Genomic DNA, 21015 nt, shown 5'->3' with positions numbered 1-21015 from the left:
AAAATTCTTAAATTTCGTCTTTTTTTGAATTTATTTCATATGGTTTATTAATAAAAAATGTAAAGAGGGTTTTTCTGAAAGAAAATTCGACAAATTCTATTTTTTCAATATGTACAAGATTTTAAAACAGAAATATTTACAAATTAATCTATTAATCTATAAATTATTACAAAATAATATTGAGAAATCTCTGAATTTTTTGTATTATTTAAATGTAAAGGTTATTATTTTTAGGGGAGGAATTGACTTGAAAAGGAAGACACCGTTAAAAGTTTTATCAGCTTTAGCAGCGGGAACACTATTAAGCTGCACATTTGCATTTACGCCATCTGTAAATGCGGCAACACCTATCGAAACTACAGTATCAAGTCCGATCGATATGCATCTTATCCCGGATGAGAGATTGGCAGCAGCGTTGCAGAAGCGCGGACTTATTAAAAAGAATGCATCCAAAGCAGAAATTACAAAAGCAGTTGAGGAATACGTAGCGAAGAAGCAAGGGGAAAAACCGGGGAAAGAGTCTGTTGAAACAAATGGACAAAGTGAATTTGTAAAGAAAACAAAAGATGCAAAGATGGACCAGAAGGCTGCATTGAAAAAAGAGACAAAGTCCTTTAAAGGAGAGCAACCGACAGGCTCTTTAGCGACGAAAGGCAAAACGGACGGATTATTGCCACCATCACCTGCAAAACAAGCGAAATATAATGGTTCTGCACGTGTGGACAAGCCTCTTGTATTGCTTGTAGAATACTCTGATTTTAAACATAACAATATTGATCCGGAAGCTGGCTATCTGTATTCTAAAGATTTTAGCCGTGAGCATTATCAAAAGATGCTATTCGGTGATAAGGCATTTACAGCTACTGATGGTTCAGGACAAATGTCTGAAAAAATTCAAACGTTTAAACAATACTACGAAGAGCAATCTGGCGGCAGCTATTCTGTGGATGGATACGTTTCCGAGTGGTTAACTGTTCCTGGTACAGCAAAAGAGTACGGGGATGACAATCCTGCTGGAGGTCATGATAACTTAGCACCGAAAGGTCCTCGTGATCTAGTAAAAGACGCATTAAATGCAGCGGCAGCAAGCGGTGTTAATTTATCTGAATTTGACAACCTTGATATTTATGATTTAGATGGCGATGGCAATATTTATGAGCCAGACGGCTTAGTGGATCATTTAATGATCGTTCATGCTGGTGTTGGGCAAGAAGCTGGCGGCGGTAAATTAGGTGATGATGCGATTTGGTCTCACCGCTGGGTTTTAAATGGGGTATATCCTGTTGCAAATACAACAGCAAAGGTTCCTTATTGGGGCGGCAAAATGGCGGCATATGATTACACAATCATGCCGGAAGACGGAGCAACTGGTGTATTCGCTCACGAATACGGTCATGATTTAGGTCTTCCAGATGAATACGATACACAATACACTGGTCAAGGTGAACCAGTTCAATCTTGGTCTATTATGAGTGGCGGCAGCTGGGCAGGTAAAATTGCTGGAACGCAGCCAACGAGCTTCTCTCCGCAAAACAAAGACTTTTTCCAAAAGACTATCGGCGGAAACTGGGCAAATATTTTAGAGGTGGACTACAATAAGATTTCACCATTCGGAACGCTTTCCTATTTAGATCAAAGTGTAACGAAATCTAACCGTCCTGGTATTATTAAAGTGAACTTGCCGAAGAAAGCAGTAAAGGGTATTGAACCTAAGTTTGGTCAAAAGTATTACTACAGCACGAAGGGCGATGATCTACATACGGCTATGACAAGCCCTGTGTTTGACTTAACGCAAGCAACAAACGCAACATTTGATGTTAAAGCGTATTATGACATTGAGTTTGATTATGACTACTTATATGTTAATGTACTTGCTGAAAATGGAACAAAACTAGCAACGATTGATGTAATTGGAGATAATGATACAGATGGCGATGCACGTGCAGAATCATCTAAAGGTCAATGGGTAGATAAGTCTTATAACTTAAGCCAGTTTGCAGGTCAAAAAGTGAAAGTTCAGTTTGAATATGTAACAGATGGCGGCTTGGCACTTGATGGTTTTGCTTTCGACAATGCAACATTAACAGTAGACGGTAAAGTTGTTTTCTCTGATGATGCAGAGGGAACACCGAAGTTTACATTAGATGGAGCAGTTGTATCTAATGGTATGGATTACAAAGATCACTACTATTACTTAGAGTGGAGAAACTATGCAGGTGCTGACGTGGCGCTTCAATACGGAAGAGGTCCTGTATACAATACTGGTTTAGTAGTTTGGTATGCAGATGAAAGCCAAACAGATAACTGGGTAGGAGTACATCCTGGTGAAGGTTTCTTAGGAGTTGTAGACTCCCATCCAGAAGCGATTATTGGTAGCTTAAATGGCAAACCATCTGTATTCCAAAGCACTCGTTACCAAATTGCTGATGCGGCGTTCTCATTTGATAAAACTCCAGCTTGGTATGTAAATTCTCCATCACGTGGAATTTTCGATTATAAAGGACTACCAGGTGTAACAACATTCGATGATTCTAAAACATACATGAACGATTTAATCCCAGATGCAGGACGTAAAATTCCTAACTTAGGCTTGAAATTCCAAGTTGTAGGTGAAGCGAAAGATAACTCTGCAGGTACAATCTGGATTCATAAGTAAGAACAAAAAGGCTGTTCGGGAGGTTTCTCTCGACAGTCTTTTTCTTAAAGTAAAAATCCTTTGACACTGTTATAGTATGTTTAATTATTTTTCGTTCAAATGTTTAAACAAAAAAGCGGATAGGGGGAACGATATGAGTATTACAACTCTAGTGGAGAAACAGAAAGCTTATTTTTACAGTAGTAAAACAAGGTCGTTAGAGGCTAGGCTACGTCATCTTGAGGCGTTATACAGAGGAATTCAGCGTTATGAAGATGAGGTTTTTCAAGCTTTGAAGGCAGACTTAAATAAATCACAATTAGAAGCATTTTCAACTGAAATTGGATATGTATTAAAGGAAATTTCTTTCGTAAAGAAGAGGTTGGCCTCTTGGATGAAACCGAGGCGTGTGAAAAATACAGTGCTCTTTATTGGCGCAAAAGGGAAAATTGTACCAGAGCCGTATGGAGTGACATTGATTGTGGCACCTTGGAATTATCCGTTCCAGTTGGCCATTGCGCCGCTTATTGGAGCGATTGCAGCTGGGAATACTGCGATTGTGAAGCCGTCTGAGTTAACGCCGAATGTATCCCGATTGCTTGCAAAGCTGCTTGGGGAATTATTTGAAGAGGAGCATATTGCAGTCGTAGAAGGTGACAAGGATACGAGTACAGAGCTATTGGAGCAACCATTTGATTATATCTTTTTTACAGGAAGCGTTCCAGTTGGGAAGATTGTTATGGAAGCTGCGGCAAAACGATTGACTCCCGTAACGCTGGAACTCGGAGGAAAAAGTCCGTGTATCGTCCATGAAGATGCTAAGCTTGAGGTAGCTGCCAAGCGTATCGTTTGGGGGAAATTTGTAAATGCTGGTCAAACATGTGTGGCACCGGATTATGTTTACGTCCATCATAAAGTAAAAGATGAGTTTCTTCATTACATGAAAAAAGCAATTCATGCCCAGTATGGAAGTAATCCGTTAGAAAATAAAAATTACGTTCGTATCGTAAGTGAAAGACATTTCGAGAGGCTTGTTTCATTTTTACAAGATGGAAATCCTGTAATTGGGGGAGAGACAGATTCATCTAAGCTGCTTATTACGCCTACATTATTAGATGGTGTAACTTGGGAATCTCCAATTATGCAGGATGAAATTTTCGGGCCGATTTTGCCGATTTTAGTGTATGACGATATCGAAGAGGTTATAAAAAAAATCAATGAACGTCCGAAGGCACTGGCGCTGTACTTATTTACAGAAAGCAAGGAGATGGAACAGAAAATAGTGGGCCGTATTTCCTATGGAGGGGGCTGCATTAATGATACCGTGTATCACCTTGCTAGTCCGTTTTTACCGTTTGGCGGGGTAGGGGAAAGCGGCATTGGAAACTATCACGGTGAGTATAGCTTTAAGGCGTTCTCTCATTATAAGAGTGTATTATATCAATCGACCGCCCTTGATTTAAAATTCCGCTATGAAACGAAAGAAAATGCTTTGAAAATCATTCGAAAGTTGTTAAAATAAAGATTATATGCAATTGTAATGGTAGTATGTTCAACCCCTTTCTCTTGAAGGGGTTTTTCTGTTATGGAATGTATTATCCTAGTACTTGGAAAGCATACTAATTTTTAGAAAATACATACAGTGTAAATATATGATAACAGGTTATAAACGAAAGAGTATCCTGTATGATGAATATTAGATAAAGGATCGTTTTTCAAAACATAGAGAGAAAAGGACGGGAAAATGAAAAAAATTATTACAGTTGATTCGGTAGAAAAGCATTTTGCGGGTCAAGCGGTGATACCTCCATTATCACTTGATATAGAAGAAGGAGAATTTTTAACCATTTTAGGGCCGAGTGGATGTGGAAAAACAACATTGCTTCGCATGATTGCAGGGTTTGAAACGCCAACAAAGGGGACTATTTCATTAGATGGTCAGCGTATAAATGATTTGCCTCCATATAAGAGAGATATGAATCTTGTGTTTCAACATTATGCGTTATTTCCACATATGACAGTTGAAAAAAATATTCGCTTTGGATTAAAGATGAAGAATATACCTGAGAAGGAACAAAAGCAACGCGTAGAAGAAGCGATATATTTGACACAGCTAATGGAACTTCGCCATCGCAAGCCAAGCAAGCTGTCTGGGGGACAGCAGCAACGGGTAGCAATTGCTCGCGCCATTGTGAATAATCCGAAGGTGCTTTTGTTGGATGAGCCGCTTGGAGCGCTTGATTTTAAGTTGCGGAAAGACCTGCAGCGTGAATTGAAAAATCTCCAGCGTAACTTAGGTATTACGTTCATCTATGTTACACATGATCAAGAAGAAGCCATGAGTATGAGTGATCGTATTGCTGTTATGAATAAAGGAAAGATAGAGCAACTTGGCACGCCCAAAGAAATTTATCATGAGCCGAAAAGCATGTTTGTGGCAACGTTTATCGGAGAAAACAATATTTTATCGAACGGGGAAGGGTATGTGTCCGTGCGGCCGGAAAAAGTGAAGGTGTATCCACGGGAAGAAGCTTTTGCTGTAAACAATAGGTTAGCTACTATAGAGGATGTAGAATTTGTAGGAAACATGGACAAGGTATATCTGAAGGAAGAGGCTTCTTCTTCTATACTGATTTCTTATCAGCCATCTGAAGGAGAAAGACAATGGACTGTAGGAGATTCTGTCTATGTAGGGTGGAAGAAAGAAGATGAGGTGAGCTTGCGGTGAATAAAGGGAAACTGTTAGCCCTGCCAGCGGCTCTTTGGCTCCTGTTCTTTTTTCTAATACCTCTTGTATTTGTAGGGGCCTTTGCTTTTTTTGAGCGTGGCACATATGGAGAGATAATAAAGAGCTTTACATTAGAAAATGTTATGCGTGTGTTTGATTCTCTATATCTTACTATTTTATGGAAAACCTTTGTCATTGCTACTATTACAACGGTGTTATGCTTGTTCATCGGGTATCCCTTTGCATATACAGTCACTATAATAGATAGAAAATGGCAATCAGTGTTGTTATTATTGGTTACAATTCCATTTTGGATTAATTTTTTAGTTCGATCTTATGCTTGGATTGTGATTTTACGTTCGCAGGGGCTTGTGAATACGTTTTTATTAAAAATGGGTCTTATAGAGCAACCGTTAAACTTATTATACAATACACCGGCAGTGGTTCTTGGAATGGTATACACTTTATTGCCTTTTATGATTTTGCCGGTCTATGCATCGATAGAACAGTTGGATAAACGAAAGCTAGAAGCTGCGAGTGATTTAGGAGCATCTCCGTTGAAGGCGTTTTGGAATGTCACCTTGCCAATGACAACGTCTGGGATTATAACAGGATCTATTTTAGTTTTTGTGTCATCGATTGGGATGTTTGTCGTTTCAGATATTATGGGTGGATCTAAGGTGGCATTAATCGGAAACGTGATTCAAAACCAGTTTTTAGGAGCTCGAAATTGGCCCTTCGGTTCAGCGCTTTCCCTTTTCATCGTGTTATTCTCCGTTTTATTAATTTATTTATACTATCGTGCGGCCAAAGTATACAATTACGAGAGCGGAGGGGAGTAGAGCTATGAAAAAGTTTTTGGTTACATATGCATGGCTAATCTTATTGTTTTTATATTTTCCAATGATTGTACTCATGGTATATTCCTTTAATGATTCCAAAATTAATGCACAGTGGCAAGGCTTTACGTTTGACTGGTATATTATGCTGTTTCAAGACCCGGATGTATTGAATGCTTTTCTGAATAGCCTTATTATAGCTGTCGTTACTACAATTGTAGCAACGATAATTGGTACATTTTGTGCCGTAGCTCTGCATCGCTACACATACCGTTTCAAGCCTGCTTTGAATGGTCTTATTTATTTGCCAATATTAGTGCCGGATATTTTAATGGGGTTATCACTTCTTATTTTATTTAGTCAAATTGGGATTGAATTGGGAAAAACAACAATTATTATAGCTCATGTTACATTTAGTATTTCGTTCGTCGTTGTGGTGTTATCAGCACGTCTTGCTGGGATGGGAAAGGAATTGGAAGAAGCTGCAAATGATTTGGGAGCAACACCGTTTCGAACATTTCAATATGTTACACTTCCAAGCTTGGCACCTGGTATTGTGTCCGCTGCGTTGCTTACGTTTACATTATCAATTGACGATTTTGTTATCAGCTTCTTTGTTTCTGGTCCAGGCTCTACTACATTGCCGCTTTATATATACGGTATGGTGAAAAAGGGGGTTACACCGGAAATCAATGCATTATCTACGATTTTGATGGTTGCAATTGTTGTGCTTATGCTGTTATCGGAATTGTTCCGTAGGAAAGGAACAGATGGGGAAAGTGGCAGAAGCGGACAACTGCCTCTATAATACAGGAGGGAAAACAGATGAAATGGATGAAAACAGCTTTGTCTCTTGCGGTTTCCGTTGGATTAGTTGGCGGAGTTCTGGCAGGGTGCGGAGAGAAGAAAGAAGAATTAAACGTCTATAGCTGGGCGGACAACTTTGATGAAGGTGTTATTAAGGATTTTGAAAAAAAATATAATGTCAAAGTAAATTATGATGTATATGCAAGTAATGAAGAAATGCTTGCCAAGCTGCAAGCAGGCGGTGCTAAGTATGATTTAATTCAACCGTCAGATTATATGGTATCGACTATGATTCAGCTTGGATTGTTAGAAGAGTTGGATAAGAGTAAGATTCCGAACACTCAAAATCTCGTTTCTACGTTCCAAACACCTCCGTTTGATCCGGACAATAAATATTCTATTGTGTATACGTGGGGTGTGACGGGGATTGCATATAATACAAAATATGTAAAAGAACCGATTGATAGTTGGTCTGATCTTTGGGATTCTAAATATAAAGGGCGTGTAACAGTGTTAAATGACTCTCGTGAAGCGCTTGGAATGGCTCTTATAAAGAATGGATTCTCCAATAGCTCTACAAACGAAGTGGAGATTAAAACTGCATTTGAAGACTTGCAAACTCTTCTTCCTAATATTCTTGCGTTTGACACGGATACAATCAAGCAGAAGTTTATCGCGGAGGAAACGTGGATTGGAACGGTTTGGTCCGGAGATGCTGCATTCATTGCTAAAGATAATAAGGATGTAGCCTACGTTGTACCAAAAGAAGGCGGGACAATTTGGGCAGATACATTAGCTATTCCAAAAGGAGCAAAGCATAAAGAACTAGCCGAGAAATTCATTAATTATTTAATGGATCCAAAGGTAAGTGTGAAAAACTATGAATCCATCGGTTACAGTAATCCGAACGAGGCTGCGTATGAGTTGCATAGTAAAGAGTATCGTGAAAATAAAATGATTTTCTTAAGCAAGGAAGAGCTAGAGAGAACGGAATGGTTGATGGATGTAGGTAAAAGCTTAAAAACTTATGACCAATATTGGACAGAACTGAAAACAGGAACAGAAAAATAAGATAGGAACGCGATTTCTGCTAAGGAATCGCGTTTTTTAAAGAGATAAAAAATAAAGAGCATTATGTTCATGTAAAGCAGGGGGAAGAGGTATGTATAAAAAATTGTTTAACAAACATACATATTTAGGAGCATTTTGTATGTTGCTACTATTTTTATTTGGTATTATTGTTTCCAAAATTATGAATAAAGAACCGCTGGTTGTAGACGAGGTGCTAAAAAATCAATTGCAATCTTTTCAATCAGAAGGGGCAATCACGTTTTTCTCTTATTTCACTGAGATGGGGGCAGAGGCAGGGATTATCCTTGTTCTTATTTTGACTTTGATTTGGCTGTGGATAAAACGTCGGGATTATATTTCGATGATAATACTAGTCGTGTCAGTAGTTGGTGCACAACTCTTAAACAAGATTATTAAAGAAGGGGTTGCAAGAGAACGTCCTTCCATACAGGAAGCGGTAGATGCAATTGGTTACAGTTTTCCAAGCGGACATGCGATGGTTGGAGTTGTTATGTATGGATTTGTTGCTTTTCTCATGATTCAAGGAATAGCTGGAAAAACTAAGCAAGCTGCTGTTGCTGTTTGTGCTGCGGTATTGGTTATTTTAATTGGCTTAAGCCGAATTGTTTTATCTGTACACTATCCTTCAGATGTACTAGGTGGCTATTGTTTAGGTGGATTGTTGCTCGTTTCATTTTTATATCTGAATTACTTTTTGCACGTTCGATTTAAAAAGTAACAGCATTCTATAGTTTCTGTTATTAAACGTAGTGATTGCATTTTTTTGAGGAGGGCTGCATATGAAAAGTTCAGTATCAAAGCTTGATGGATGGGGAAGAATGGGCTTGTTCATTCATCGATTTCGTTTTACGGTTTTAGTAGTATTACTGCTTGTTGCCGTTCTGCTAGGAAGTTTTGCAGCTAAGCTTCCTTCTATCTTAGGTGGAGATGGTTTCAAAACACCTGGAGATTATCAACGGACGCAAAAAATATTGGAGCAAGATTTTAAGCAGTCTCAGCATACGATGTTTTTAGTGTTTCAAAAGAAAAAAGGAGCATCGCAAGAAGTATTTCGTAAAAATGTAGGGGATGTTGTAAAGCAAATTGAAAAACACGAGCAATATACAGTATTCCGCCATCCATTGAACGAACCTGCCATGATTAAAGCAGATATAGCCTATGCTACGATTTTATTAAAAGGAAAAAACGAAGACGAGATTACAAAGAATACTCTTGCGTTTGCCAAACAGATTCAAAAAGAGAGCAACAGTATCGTCAAAGTATCGCCTACAGGCTATACAGTCATTAATGATGAAATTAACAAACGAAGTCAGAGTGATTTAAAGAAAGCTGAAATGATTGGGGTACCGATAGCATTTCTTGTGCTGCTGGTTTCATTTGGGAGCTTGATGGCTTCTGTTTTACCAATTATAAATGGGGCGCTAAGCGTGATTACAACGATGGGAATCTTGTATTTTATCGGACAAGATAAGGAGCTCTCTGTATTTGTATTGAATGTGGCACCGATGATTGGGTTGGCGCTGTCTATCGATTTTGCCTTATTGTTTGTAAATCGATTCCGTGAAGAGCTGCAAACAAAGGATGTAAAAGCAGCGATGGCTGCGACGTACCAAACAGCTGGTCGCGCGATTGTGTTTTCGGGTCTTTGTGTATTTGTCGGATTATCCGGATTGTTTTTCTTTGAAATTGATTATATACAGTCTGTGGCTATCAGCGGGATGATTGTTGTTGTCATGAGTATGTTGTTTTCTTTAACCCTTATGCCATCTTTTCTATCCCTAATGGGAAAACGGTTATTGAAGAAGGGTATGAAACATCACGCAGTAACAAACACATTTTGGCGCAGCTTTGCTAATTTTGTTATGAAGTATCCTGTTATGATGACCATGGTCGTGCTAGCATTTATTTTCGTTTGTTTATTGCCTCTTCGGGATGCGAATTTGCAATTTCCTAGTGTGGAAGCTTTGCCGGAAAAGAGTGATGCCCGAATATCATATGAGCGATATGAACAGGAGTTTAATCAAAAGGTTAAAATGTATGCTGATGTGACAATTGTTGTAACAACACCGGAGAAGATGACGGAAAAAAAGAGTCTGCAAACGGTGGAACGCATTGTGACAAAATTGGAACAGGATAAGAAAGTATATGAAGTTACAAGCTTATATCAACAATTGAACAATATGCCGAGCGAGCAGCTTTATAATTTGTTACAAAGTTCCCAAAAACCGCAGGTGCAGCCGATTTTTGATGCTTACACACAGGGAAATAAAACATTTTTACAAGTGTGGTTAAATGAAAAGCCAAAATCTTCAGGAGCAAAAGAATGGGTGCGTTCATTTAAAGAAACTTACAAGGTGGAAGGTGTCGTCTACTCTGTCGGAGGTTATACGAAATTTGAACAGGAGCTGCAGGATGAAATCAAATCGAAAATTGGAATAGGTGCATCAGTCATTTTAGGATCGACATTCCTAATCTTAATGATTGCCTTCCGTTCGCTTTTGATTCCATTGAAAGCAATTGTTATGAATATTTTAAGCTTGAGTGCGACCATTGGAATTATAATATGGTTGTTCCAAGGAGGACATTTTGGACTTGAACAAAGTGCTGTGATGTATGTGTTGCCGATTTTTGTTTTCGGCCTCGTATTTGGACTAAGTATGGACTATGAGGTATTTCTTATTTCCAGGATGCATGAGATCTACAATGAAACAAAGGATAATGATTATTCAACATTAGAAGGACTTGTATCTACCAGCAGTATTATCACATCAGCGGCATTGATCATGATTGTGGTCACCGGTGCATTCACTTTTACAGATATTTTACCTGTAAAGCAAATGGGTCTTGGTGTGGCGTTGGCTATTCTATTAGATGCTACTGTCATCCGTCTGCTTCTCGTGCCAAGCTTAATGAAAATGTTTGGTCATTGGAATTGGTGGCTGCCATTTCGTAAATCAAGTGATGAAGAGGATAGAGAGGAAGCGCAAAGCGGTGCTTAAATTCATTTGGCTTGGTGAGTATCGTCCTTTTGTATCTAATTTCCGAACAATGTATGCTACTGTCTATGCCTAATTCGCTTTATACGCTGTCTGAATAATAAGTTACAGTTTTTCTTGTAAATCATGCATAGAGCCATGGCCATTTTGACAATAGTATGTTGTAAAGACACTTCTTAACGAATGGGTGTGGGTATATGTTTCGCTATTTTAAATTTAAGCTGAATGATACAGTACAATTTAAGGAAAATGACGGGCATATTTATCGAATTGTCGGCTACCGATTGGAGAAGGGATTTTATCCAAAAGATGAGTGGACACATATCGTATATGAATTGCTGAGAGAATTTGATCATTATACGGTAGATGCGGAAGAAGACGAGCTTACAAAAGTGATTCAAGTGGAGGACGAGTATTACAAAATAAGTGATATGTGGGGGTACAGCTATCCCGTGAAAATTAAAGCTGAAAAAAGGCATATTGTAACGGTATCACCTGAAGAGGAAATTAATCGACTGCTAGATACATACAATGATTATAAACGCCTGGCTACGTTTTTTAATGATATGTCCTATGAGTTAAAAGCAGTAGAAACCCTTGGACAGCTGAAGGAAATAAAATTAATGTAAAGAATAGCTCTATAATATTTTATAATGATTAAAAAGGACACCGTACAATCATACGGTGTCCGATTTTCTCTATGCAAAAACATGTTCAGTTTCACTTTGTTTATAGTAATATACTGCATTTGTTATATATCCGCATACTGCGACGGATATGATTGTATACGCCACTTGGTCCCAAGACATGTAGATAAGGGACAAGATTAATACAAGTGCATCGAATAGGAAATAGATTTTACCGATTGACCATTTTGAAAATTTACTCAGCATAATGGAGAGAATATCATCTCCGCCAGTTGCTCCGCCATGTCTAAGAATTAAGCCGATACCAAAACCGACCATAATTCCTCCTATTACTGCTGCAGCAAGTAAGTTTTGTGAAAAATTAATCACAAAGGGAGAATAGTGTTCCATTAAAGAATAGAAAAGGGAAAAAGAAGCTGCACCAATAATAGTTTTAATAGCAAGTTGCTTTCCCAGTAATTTAGAACCTAAGAAAATAAGTGGGATATCAAGCAGAATGGTTGTAATAGAAGGTGAGATATTAAACAGTTGTTTAATTAATAAGGCAATTCCGATAAAGCCGCCTTCTGCCAAATGATTTTGTACATGGATGTGATAAAAAGCTCCGGATAAAATAAAGGAACCAAACATAATCATCATAATGTCTTGCCAACGAATCCATTTCATAGTTATTCCTCTTTCGTAGTTAGTTTTTGAAGCGTTAGTAACTAACTACGCCATATACAGCAACGATGTTTATGTGTAGTTAGTTTCATAAACAATCAACTAACTACGCGCTATATATAACAGAAGGAATAACGAGGCCTTCGTTCTACCATAATTTCCCCTACTTTCATATCTTGTTTATTTAGATTGAACAAATCGCTCTAAATAAACAGATACGCTAAGTATAAGACAAGTCTTGTTTTTTCCAGATGCTCCTTCGAGCAGACATGGTATCAAAATCCTTTCTGCATAAGATTTAATCTTATTTTAGCATATGGATTTACCCTGTGGAAAAGAATTCGTCTTGTATACAAAAAAATAATATAAATATTAAAAATAACAAAATAAATTTAAAAAAGCAATAAAAATAAAGAGGTATCAAAAAATTCTTATTTTGAACTGAAAGAAGTTAATGTAAAGTGAAGGTGAAGGAGCCTCTCTGTTGCTATAGCTTAAAGAAGCTGGTTTGCTAACTTCCTGCCTTGCTTGCAGGGAGAAAAGATCCAAATGAAAGACGATACATAAAATTAGATGCTTAGGGAATGTGATTTCTTAATAGAGAATCAGCAATATGTACATTACAAGCTAGATATAGTACGAAAGGAAGAAAATATATGCTTACATATAAAAAAGGGGAATGGTGTGAAATCATAGTTTCTAGTGAGTGGGACGGAAAAACTATTGATGATATTGTAAAAGAGGAGTGGAAGGTGCCTAAAAAGCTGCTTCATGAATATCGGATGCAAAAAAGCATCCAAATAAACGGAGAGTACAGGCGTTGGACAGACACGTTGCAAGAAGGTGATAAGCTGCAGGTGCATATGTTCATAGAAGAAGAATACGGGGTAACACCGGAATATCAGGATGTTGAAATTATATATGAAGATGACCATCTTCTCATAGTGAACAAGCCTTATGGTATGGATACCCACCCCTCTGAAAAAGGAGGTACTCATACTTTAGCAAACGGAGTAGCGTATCATTTGCAAGCAAACGGTATTTTTGCAAAAGTACGCCATATTCATCGCCTTGATAAAGATACAACGGGAGGAGTGGTCTTTGCCAAACATTCGCTTGCAGGCGCGGTTATGGACAGACTACTCATGGAACGGAACATAAAACGAAGGTATATTGCTTTAGTGGAAGGAAAAGTAAATCAGAAAAAAGGAATCATTAACAAGCCAATCGGAAGAGATCGTCATCACTCTACACGCCGAAGAGTCTCACCAACAGGAGACAGTGCAGTTACTCGTTTTTATGTATCTGAATACTTCTCTAAACAAAATGTTTCGTTGGTGCATTTAGAGTTAGAAACAGGACGCACACATCAAATTCGGGTTCACATGAGTGATATAGGGTATCCTCTCGTAGGGGACAAGCTATATGGAGGACAAACAACGTTGTTGAACCGTCAAGCATTGCATGCAGAAGAAATTACGATGCTGCATCCAATTACGAAGGAAAAGGTAGAGGTAAGTGTACCGTTACCTTCAGATTTATTTGCTTTGTTAGGCAAATTAAAGTAAAAAGGGAGATGCAAAGTGATTAAACTAGAAGTAATCTCAACCTGTGTGCAAGATGCTATAGATGCTGAACAATTCGGAGCAAATCGAATCGAGCTCGTGACAGGGATAAAGGAAGGAGGGGTAACACCAAGCTTTGGAACAATCCGGCAAGTCATGCAGCATGTGACTATCCCTGTTCATGTTATGATACGTCCGCACAGCCGTTCCTTTTGTTACAGTGAAACCGATGTAGAGACAATGATTGAGGACATAAAAATGGTAAAAGATCTTGGAGCACAAGGAGTGGTGTTTGGTGCGCTTACGAATCAAAAGGAAATAGATGTAAAGATATTAGAACGTCTTATTTCTGTGTCTGGTTCTCTGCAAATAACTTTTCATCGAGCATTTGATGAGACAAATGATATGTCTGAAGCATTAAGAATCATTAAGCAATATAGAAGTATTACACGAATTTTAACATCAGGCGGCCGAAACAGTGTGCTAGATGGGAAAGAAAGAGTACAGGAATTAGTAAAACAAACAATTGATACCCACCTTACTATTTTGGCGGGCAGCGGCCTTACAATAGAAACAGTGAAGGAATTTATTGCAAACACAGGGGTACAAGAAGTCCATTTTGGATCAGGGGTACGGTGTAACGGACAATCATTAGAACAAATTGAAAAAAAGAAAATGTCACTGCTTTTAAAGCAGCTACAAGACCTGTCTTAATCAGACAGGCCTTGCAAGTGGTTATTTACTGATGAACATTTGTGTCCAAATATTTTCATTTGATGTGTAGCCAACCCCAATATTCGTGAAATTAGGGTTTAAAATATTAGCACGGTGACCAGCACTGTTCATCCAAGCATTGACTACTTCCTCAGCACTTCTTTGGCCTTTGGCGATATTTTCGCCAGCTGAACGATATGTGATACCAAATGTTTTCATCATATCAAATGGAGAACCATATGTTGGGCTCGTATGTGAAAAATAACGTTTGCTTAACATATCTTCTGATTTTTTTCGCGCTACACCAGATAAAGATGTGTCAGCTTGCAATGCACGCAATCCATTTTGTTGGCGTTGCACATTGGTCAATTCGATTACTTTAGCCTCTATATTGCTAATGCTACCACCTGTTGCAGGCGGTGTCGTCGGCGTAGTTGGTGTCGTCGGCGTAGTCGGTGTAGTTGGCGTAGTCGGTGTCGTCGGCGTAGTTGGTGTGGTTGGACATGGACATAAACGAACTCGTTTGCTGTAACTGTTGTATCCATTATCTGTTCGGACTGGCGTATAATTATATCCAGATCCAGCATTGGTTGAGACACCGCTCATTTTGTTATTGCTATTCATCGCTGTTTTGTTATGATCCATGTTACATGCTGTCAACAAAGAAACAGAAAGAACTGCGGTTGTTGCTATAGATAGGAGTCGAGATTTATGCATTACAAAACCCTCCTTATTGAATGAATAAAAGGAAACTGCATATATGCAGGTTCTTTTTTTATTGTGTCTATTCTTTTTGAAAGCATGATTGGTAATAATACGAAAAAAGGATGAAAATAAAAGGGAAAGATAACAATATGTAAAAAAGCCCCCTCAAAGAGGCGGCTTAGTGTTATTTAGAGATGAACATTTGTGTCCAGATATTCTTTTGCGCGACATATCCTACACCAATGTGAGTGTAAGTGTTATTAAGAATGTTCGCACGATGACCTGAACTGTTCATCCAAGCTTGTACTACTTCTTCCGGTGTACGTTGACCCATTGCAATATTTTCACCCGCTGTGCGGTAGGAAATACCAAATTGCTTCATCATGTCGAACGGAGACCCGTAAGTTGGACTTGTATGCGAGAAGTAGTTTTTATTTAGCATATCTTGAGATTTAATACGTGCTACGTTGCTTAATGCAGTATCTACTTTTAATGCAGCTAACCCATATTTTGCACGCTCAGCATTTGTTAAATCGACTACCTTTTGCTCAAATTGACTTAAAGAACCAGTTGGAGGAGTAACCGTTTCCCCGTTATCGCTGTTGTTAGCTGGAGGAGTAACAGTGCCACCGTTATTGCCATTGTTAGTCGGAGGAGTAACCGTTTCCCCATTATCGCCATTGTTAGTCGGAGGAGTAACCGTTTCTCCGTTATCGCCATTGTTAGTCGGAGGAGTAACAGTTTCTCCGTTATCGTCATTGTTAGCTGGAGGAGTAACAGTGCCGCCGTTATTGCCATTATTAGTTGGAGGTTTCACGATATGTCCGTTATTGATAACAAAATTATCACCGAATATAGATTTTAACAATTGTTCTACATTACCAAATTGAACAGCTTGAAAGTTAAAAGCAAATGGTGCGGTATACATAACCTTATTGGTATTTGTTTTTGATTGAACTGCTTCTGCATGTGCTGTATTAGAAGATGCACTGAATGCAAGTGATGTTGCTGCTGCTAAAGATAATAAAGTGGTTTTCTTCATAGTGTGTACCTCCTAAAAAGGTTTATATTTGTCTATATAAAGTTATAGAAGTTTATCGTTTTTAAGTTCAGTATCAGCTCACCGCGGCTGACAAACTCATAGTAACATAGATTGCTAGAAAGAAAAGATAGAAAAAATTTCATGATATAATAAATTTCCAAATTTATCCTTTTAGGAAAAGTATTTATTTATGAAACAAGAACAGGTTAAAAATGAACTGAATATATGATATATCCATGGATTTTTAAATAGAAATGCCACATTTTTTCTCAAAAATATAACAGGAAAAATTGGTTAAAATTTCTATTTCATATGTGATGAAATAGTGTCAATACAGGGAAAAGAAGCATATACATTGAGAGATTTTGGGAATTTTGTAATCGTTCTGTAATATTCATGTAGCACAGTGTTTATATTATGTTACTGTTGTAAAACAAAAGTTTTTTTGGCTCCCTGCATTAATGAGGGGAAGACTAATAGATTTATTTCATATGGAATATATAAAGTTTAAAATACTTTATAAACATACCAAAAAAGAAAATGCCTCTATTAGGAAGCATTTTCTTCTCCATTATAGTTAAAGTACTTATTGTTTTACTTCTGTTTTAGCATATTTAACAGCCTCTAATAGCAGGTCTACGATATGAATGCCTCTCATTTTATTAGAGAGCTTTTCACGTTCGATGCCGAGCTGCATTTGCAGTAAGCAACCAGGATTAGCTGTTACAATTGTTGTTGCGTTTGTTTCGTGTATACGTTTCATTTTATAGTCTAAAAATTGCATTGATAGCTCGGAGTGTACAATATTGTATATGCCTGCAGAACCGCAGCACCTATCTGCATCCTTCATTTCACGATAAGTTACTCCCTTGATTGCTTTAAGAAGCAATCTTGGTTGTACAGATGTTTTTTGAACGTTACGTAAGTGACAAGAGTCCTGGTATGTGATGATTTGCGGAGGCAAACGCAAGTCTTGTTTATGAAAATCGAGCTCAACGAGAATCGCAGAAATATCTTTAATTTTCGCTGTAAATCGTTTTGCGCGCTCTGTCCATTCAGGATCATCTTTTAATAAATGATCATAGTCCACAAGAAAGGCACCGCAGCCGCCTGCATTTGTAATGATATAATCAACGTTTAAGTTCTCGAATGCACGGATATTATTTTTTGCTAATTCTTTTGCCCCATTCTTTTCCCCTGCATGACCATGCAAAGCTCCACAGCAATTTTGATTTTGCGGAATGATGATGTCACAACCAGCAAGTTGTAGCAATTTCATTGTAGCATCATTAGTTTTTAAAAACATGGTGTCCATCAGGCATCCTGAGAAAAATGCCACACGCTTGCGAAGAGGTGTTATTGCCGGCAAAAAGTCTGGGCGTTCCTTCATTTCTTTCATGGTAGGAACGGCTGGAAGCACCTTTTCCATGGTTGCTAATGTATCTGGTAATAAACTCATAATTTTAGTTTTCCGAGCTAAGGCTTGTATACCCGAGCGCTGATATAAGCCTAGCAGTGCTGTTAAAGCTCTCATGCGATTTTGATAAGGAAACAAGTCTTCAAAGATAATTTTTCGAACAGCTTTAACTGGAACAGAATGCTTTTTGTGCTGATTAATAATGTCGCGAGCTTCTTCTAATAAATGCCCGTATTTTACACCAGATGGACAGACTGGTTCACATGCACGGCAACCAAGACATGTATTCAATGTATTTTCAATATCTTCGTCCGGTTCGATTAAACCGTCAACAACAGCTTTCATCAGTGCAATTCGCCCGCGCGGCGAGTGAGCCTCTTGGGAACCTGATTGAATATATGTTGGACAGGTTGGGAGACAAAATCCGCATCGCATACAGTTTAATAACTCATCTTCATCCATACGAGCCTTAAAATCCTCTTGGATTTTTTGTTTATTTAAGGCTGTCATTGTGTAATCACCACTCTTTTGCGGGATTCCTTAGCAAATACTTTGCCTGGATTCATAATGTTATTCGGGTCAAAAGCATGCTTGACAGCTTTCATCGCAGCAATACCAGAAGCCCCAAGTTTCCATTCGAGATAAGGAGCTTTCATCACGCCTACACCGTGTTCCCCTGTAATGGTTCCACCGAGCTCAATTGCTTTTTCGAAGATTTCTTCAAAGGCCAGTTCTACTCGATGAATTTCTTCTTTGTCGCGTGCGTCAGTTGGACAAGTGGGGTGCAGGTTTCCGTCTCCCGCATGTCCGAATGTACAAATACGTACGTTATGTTTTTTTGCTATTTCATTAATCGCTCTGACCATTGGTGCAATTTGTGAGCGAGGCACTGTAGCATCCTCTAAAATTGTGGTAGGTTTTAGACGGGCTAATGCTGATAAAGCACTTCGGCGCGCTGTTCGTAAGGCGTCCGCTTCGGCTTCATCTGCCGCAATTCGTACAGAAACAGCATGGAGATTGGTACAAATTTCAGCCATTCGTTGTATATCACGATGGACAACCTCGGGTGGACCATCTTGCTCTATTAATAGAACTGCTTTGGCATCGGTAGGCAGTCCGATTTGCGCAAAGTCTTCGACTACTTCGATGGTAGCTTGGTCTAAAAACTCGAGCGTAGTCGGAATAATTTTATTTGCAATAATAGCGGATACAGCACATGCGGCATCCTCAATATCTTCATACAGGGCAAGCATGGTTTGCTTCGTCTCCGGCATGGGCACTAATTTTAGGATAGCTTCTGTAATAATGCCAAGCGTTCCTTCCGAACCGACAAACAAACGAGTAAAGTCATATCCGGCCACATCTTTTGCCAGCTTGCCGCCTGTACGCATAATCTCACCGTTTGGCAGTATAATTTCGAGTCCCATAACATAATCACGTGTGACACCGTATTTTAATCCGCGTAACCCTCCCGAATTTTCGTTAATATTGCCGCCGATTGTTGAAATTTTCATAGAGCTTGGGTCAGGTGGATAAAATAATCCCTTAGCTTCTACTGCATGAATGAGGTCTAGGGTAATAACACCAGCCTGCACGGTGGCTGTTAAATTTTCCTCGTCAATTTCAAGAATTTTGTTCATGTGACGGAATACGAGAACAATTCCGCCTTCAGTCGGGCATGTTCCTGCACATAGGTTCGTCCCAGAGCCGCGAGCCACAATTGGAACTTTGTATTCGTTGCATACTTTTACAATTTCAGCCGTTTCTTGTGTGCTGCGCGGTGAAATGACTGCATCTGGAAGTGATTGAAACTGAGGTGTTGCATCAAAACTATAAGCTAAACGTCCCATGTTGGAGGTATCTACGTTGTCTTTGCCAACGATGGAGATGAATTTTTCGATAATTTGTTGATTAAGCATATAAAATCCCCCTTCGTACCTATTACCTTCTTTTATCATAAAAAAAGCGGGGGTATCCCGCTATAGATAAACATCCAAAGATAATCTAGATTTTCTCTTATTTTTTTGGATAATCCTCTAATAACGCTAAACTGATATACAATGTTACCAAATCTTTGAAATTTTTTGGATTGAGTCCAGTTAAGTTTTCTATTTTCTTAAAGCGATAGTGAAGAGTATTAATATGGATATGAAGAGTTTCTGCAGTTTGTTTGTAGGATTGATTAGTTTCCATAAATAACTTGAGCGTATACAGCAATTCCTTCTCGTCTAGCAGCACTTTAATCGTGCGCTGCAAAAATTCTGTTCGAGTATGTGATTGGATATCCTGTAAACACATTTCTAAACGTAAATCTTCATTAAATACAATTTTCTTCTCTTGTAGCGAAACTTCTAATGCCCGAAGCGCTTGATCGTATGAGAGGTATAACTCGGTTGGGGATACCGGTTTTCCGACGCCTATGGATAAGGATACAGAAAAATGAGCGTGGCAATCCTGTTGGATTTTCTCTAATATTTTCCTGGTTGTATGGATAGTTTCTTTTTCTGCTTGCTGCAGTAAGATAAGACGTTCGTTACCCCAACGTACCAAAATTTTTTCTTTTTCCATACTGATTTGAGAATGAATGTACTGCCAAAGCTTGCTTTGCAGGGTAGAGTCAGCATTATCAATGGAAAATAAAATGAGCTGTTGGGGAGCATTTATGTCAATTCCAAACATTTTCGCTCGATCAGTTAATGAGGAAGACAAATCTTTGCTGTGCAGCCAATCAAATAAAAAGGCTTCATAAGAACGCTGCTTAATTTCTAATTGCTCTGTAAAATAATTTTCATGAATAAGCAGTTCAGTCATTTTTCTCATAAGTTCACCGTATTGTGAAATACGTTCTGGTTCGCCGGTAATTCCGATGACTCCGACTACTTCATCATTAAAAAGAAGAGGCAAGTTAATGCCGGCTTTTACACCCGTTAGATGATGTTCATCTTCTTTTGTAATTACCACTGTTTTTTTTTGCTGACAACAAAGCAGAGCGCTTTCATGAAACGTGTTCAAACGCTTTGAATCTGTACTTGCAATAATAATGCCATTTACATCAATAATAATAATATCTTCTGTTATGAGTCGTCGCACTTCTTGTACAATTTTTTTTGCTAACGAAGGCAAAAGCATAGTATACACCTCAAATAGTTAAATCTGTGTTTATTC

17 protein-coding genes are annotated in these 21015 nt (G+C 38.4%); 11 read left to right on the top strand and 6 right to left on the bottom strand.

What is annotated here, in order from left to right:
- The first annotated feature begins 247 nt into the window (after window positions 1-247).
- The 9 genes from J7Q84_RS02095 to J7Q84_RS02055 all read left to right on the top strand — a co-directional run bounded on the left by J7Q84_RS02095 (window position 248) and on the right by J7Q84_RS02055 (window position 11726).
- Complete coding sequence (locus J7Q84_RS02095) at window positions 248-2656, top strand: immune inhibitor A domain-containing protein (RefSeq protein ID WP_209092732.1); 2409 nt, start codon at window positions 248-250, stop codon at window positions 2654-2656.
- A gap of 133 nt (window positions 2657-2789) precedes the next feature.
- Window positions 2790-4157: an aldehyde dehydrogenase gene (locus J7Q84_RS02090; protein ID WP_209092731.1), complete on the top strand. Its 1368-nt coding sequence runs from the start codon at window positions 2790-2792 to the stop codon at window positions 4155-4157.
- Window positions 4158-4379: 222 nt separating this feature from the next.
- Complete coding sequence (locus tag J7Q84_RS02085; RefSeq protein ID WP_209092730.1) at window positions 4380-5363, top strand: ABC transporter ATP-binding protein; 984 nt, start codon at window positions 4380-4382, stop codon at window positions 5361-5363.
- Window positions 5360-6205 carry an ABC transporter permease gene (locus J7Q84_RS02080; RefSeq protein ID WP_209092729.1) on the top strand — a complete coding sequence of 282 codons (846 nt, stop codon included), beginning with the start codon at window positions 5360-5362 and terminating at the stop codon, window positions 6203-6205. The genes J7Q84_RS02085 and J7Q84_RS02080 overlap by 4 nt, the downstream gene beginning before the upstream one ends.
- A 4-nt stretch (window positions 6206-6209) precedes the next feature.
- Window positions 6210-7010, top strand: coding sequence for an ABC transporter permease (locus tag J7Q84_RS02075; protein WP_209092728.1), 801 nt, complete (start codon window positions 6210-6212; stop codon window positions 7008-7010).
- 17 nt (window positions 7011-7027) lie between these two features.
- Window positions 7028-8080: a polyamine ABC transporter substrate-binding protein gene (locus J7Q84_RS02070; RefSeq protein ID WP_209092727.1), complete on the top strand. Its 1053-nt coding sequence runs from the start codon at window positions 7028-7030 to the stop codon at window positions 8078-8080.
- Between the two features lie 91 nt (window positions 8081-8171).
- Window positions 8172-8819, top strand: coding sequence for a phosphatase PAP2 family protein (locus J7Q84_RS02065; protein WP_209092726.1), 648 nt, complete (start codon window positions 8172-8174; stop codon window positions 8817-8819).
- Window positions 8820-8880: 61 nt separating this feature from the next.
- A complete protein-coding gene (locus J7Q84_RS02060; protein ID WP_209092725.1) occupies window positions 8881-11100 on the top strand; it encodes an MMPL family transporter in 2220 nt (739 codons plus the stop codon).
- A gap of 194 nt (window positions 11101-11294) precedes the next feature.
- Window positions 11295-11726, top strand: a complete 432-nt coding sequence (locus J7Q84_RS02055; protein ID WP_209092724.1) for a histidinol dehydrogenase — start codon at window positions 11295-11297, stop codon at window positions 11724-11726.
- 69 nt (window positions 11727-11795) lie between these two features.
- Here the strand turns inward: J7Q84_RS02055 and J7Q84_RS02050 are convergent, their stop codons facing one another.
- A complete protein-coding gene (locus J7Q84_RS02050; RefSeq protein WP_209092723.1) occupies window positions 11796-12410 on the bottom strand; it encodes a YitT family protein in 615 nt (204 codons plus the stop codon).
- A gap of 653 nt (window positions 12411-13063) precedes the next feature.
- Here J7Q84_RS02050 and J7Q84_RS02045 point away from each other — a divergent pair.
- Both J7Q84_RS02045 and J7Q84_RS02040 read left to right on the top strand, forming a co-directional pair.
- Window positions 13064-13975 (top strand): RluA family pseudouridine synthase, encoded by a 912-nt coding sequence (locus tag J7Q84_RS02045; RefSeq protein WP_209092722.1) that lies wholly within the window; start codon window positions 13064-13066, stop codon window positions 13973-13975.
- Between the two features lie 15 nt (window positions 13976-13990).
- Window positions 13991-14686, top strand: a complete 696-nt coding sequence (locus J7Q84_RS02040) for a copper homeostasis protein CutC (protein ID WP_348519816.1) — start codon at window positions 13991-13993, stop codon at window positions 14684-14686.
- A gap of 21 nt (window positions 14687-14707) precedes the next feature.
- On the opposite strand, the gene J7Q84_RS02035 is transcribed toward J7Q84_RS02040, so the two are convergent.
- From J7Q84_RS02035 to J7Q84_RS02015, 5 genes are all read right to left on the bottom strand, one after another.
- Window positions 14708-15403 carry a CAP domain-containing protein gene (locus J7Q84_RS02035; protein ID WP_209092721.1) on the bottom strand — a complete coding sequence of 232 codons (696 nt, stop codon included), beginning with the start codon at window positions 15401-15403 and terminating at the stop codon, window positions 14708-14710.
- A 172-nt stretch (window positions 15404-15575) separates the two neighbouring features.
- Window positions 15576-16433 carry a CAP domain-containing protein gene (locus J7Q84_RS02030; protein WP_209092720.1) on the bottom strand — a complete coding sequence of 286 codons (858 nt, stop codon included), beginning with the start codon at window positions 16431-16433 and terminating at the stop codon, window positions 15576-15578.
- A 586-nt stretch (window positions 16434-17019) separates the two neighbouring features.
- Window positions 17020-18360 (bottom strand): (Fe-S)-binding protein, encoded by a 1341-nt coding sequence (locus J7Q84_RS02025; protein WP_209092719.1) that lies wholly within the window; start codon window positions 18358-18360, stop codon window positions 17020-17022.
- The gene (gene glcD, locus J7Q84_RS02020; protein ID WP_209092718.1) at window positions 18357-19769 is read right to left on the bottom strand and encodes a glycolate oxidase subunit GlcD; all 1413 of its coding nucleotides are present in this window, start codon (window positions 19767-19769) and stop codon (window positions 18357-18359) included. Before glcD ends, J7Q84_RS02025 begins: the two co-directional genes overlap by 4 nt.
- 97 nt (window positions 19770-19866) lie before the next feature.
- The gene (locus J7Q84_RS02015) at window positions 19867-20979 is read right to left on the bottom strand and encodes a CdaR family transcriptional regulator (protein ID WP_209092717.1); all 1113 of its coding nucleotides are present in this window, start codon (window positions 20977-20979) and stop codon (window positions 19867-19869) included.
- Window positions 20980-21015: the final 36 nt, after the last annotated feature.

The sequence above is a fragment of the Bacillus sp. 165 genome (assembly GCF_017742235.1).
Lineage (GTDB): Bacteria > Bacillota > Bacilli > Bacillales > Bacillaceae_G > JAGHKQ01.
The sequence above is the reverse complement of the archived record's forward strand: the minus strand, read 5'-3'. Positions and strand labels throughout refer to the sequence as shown.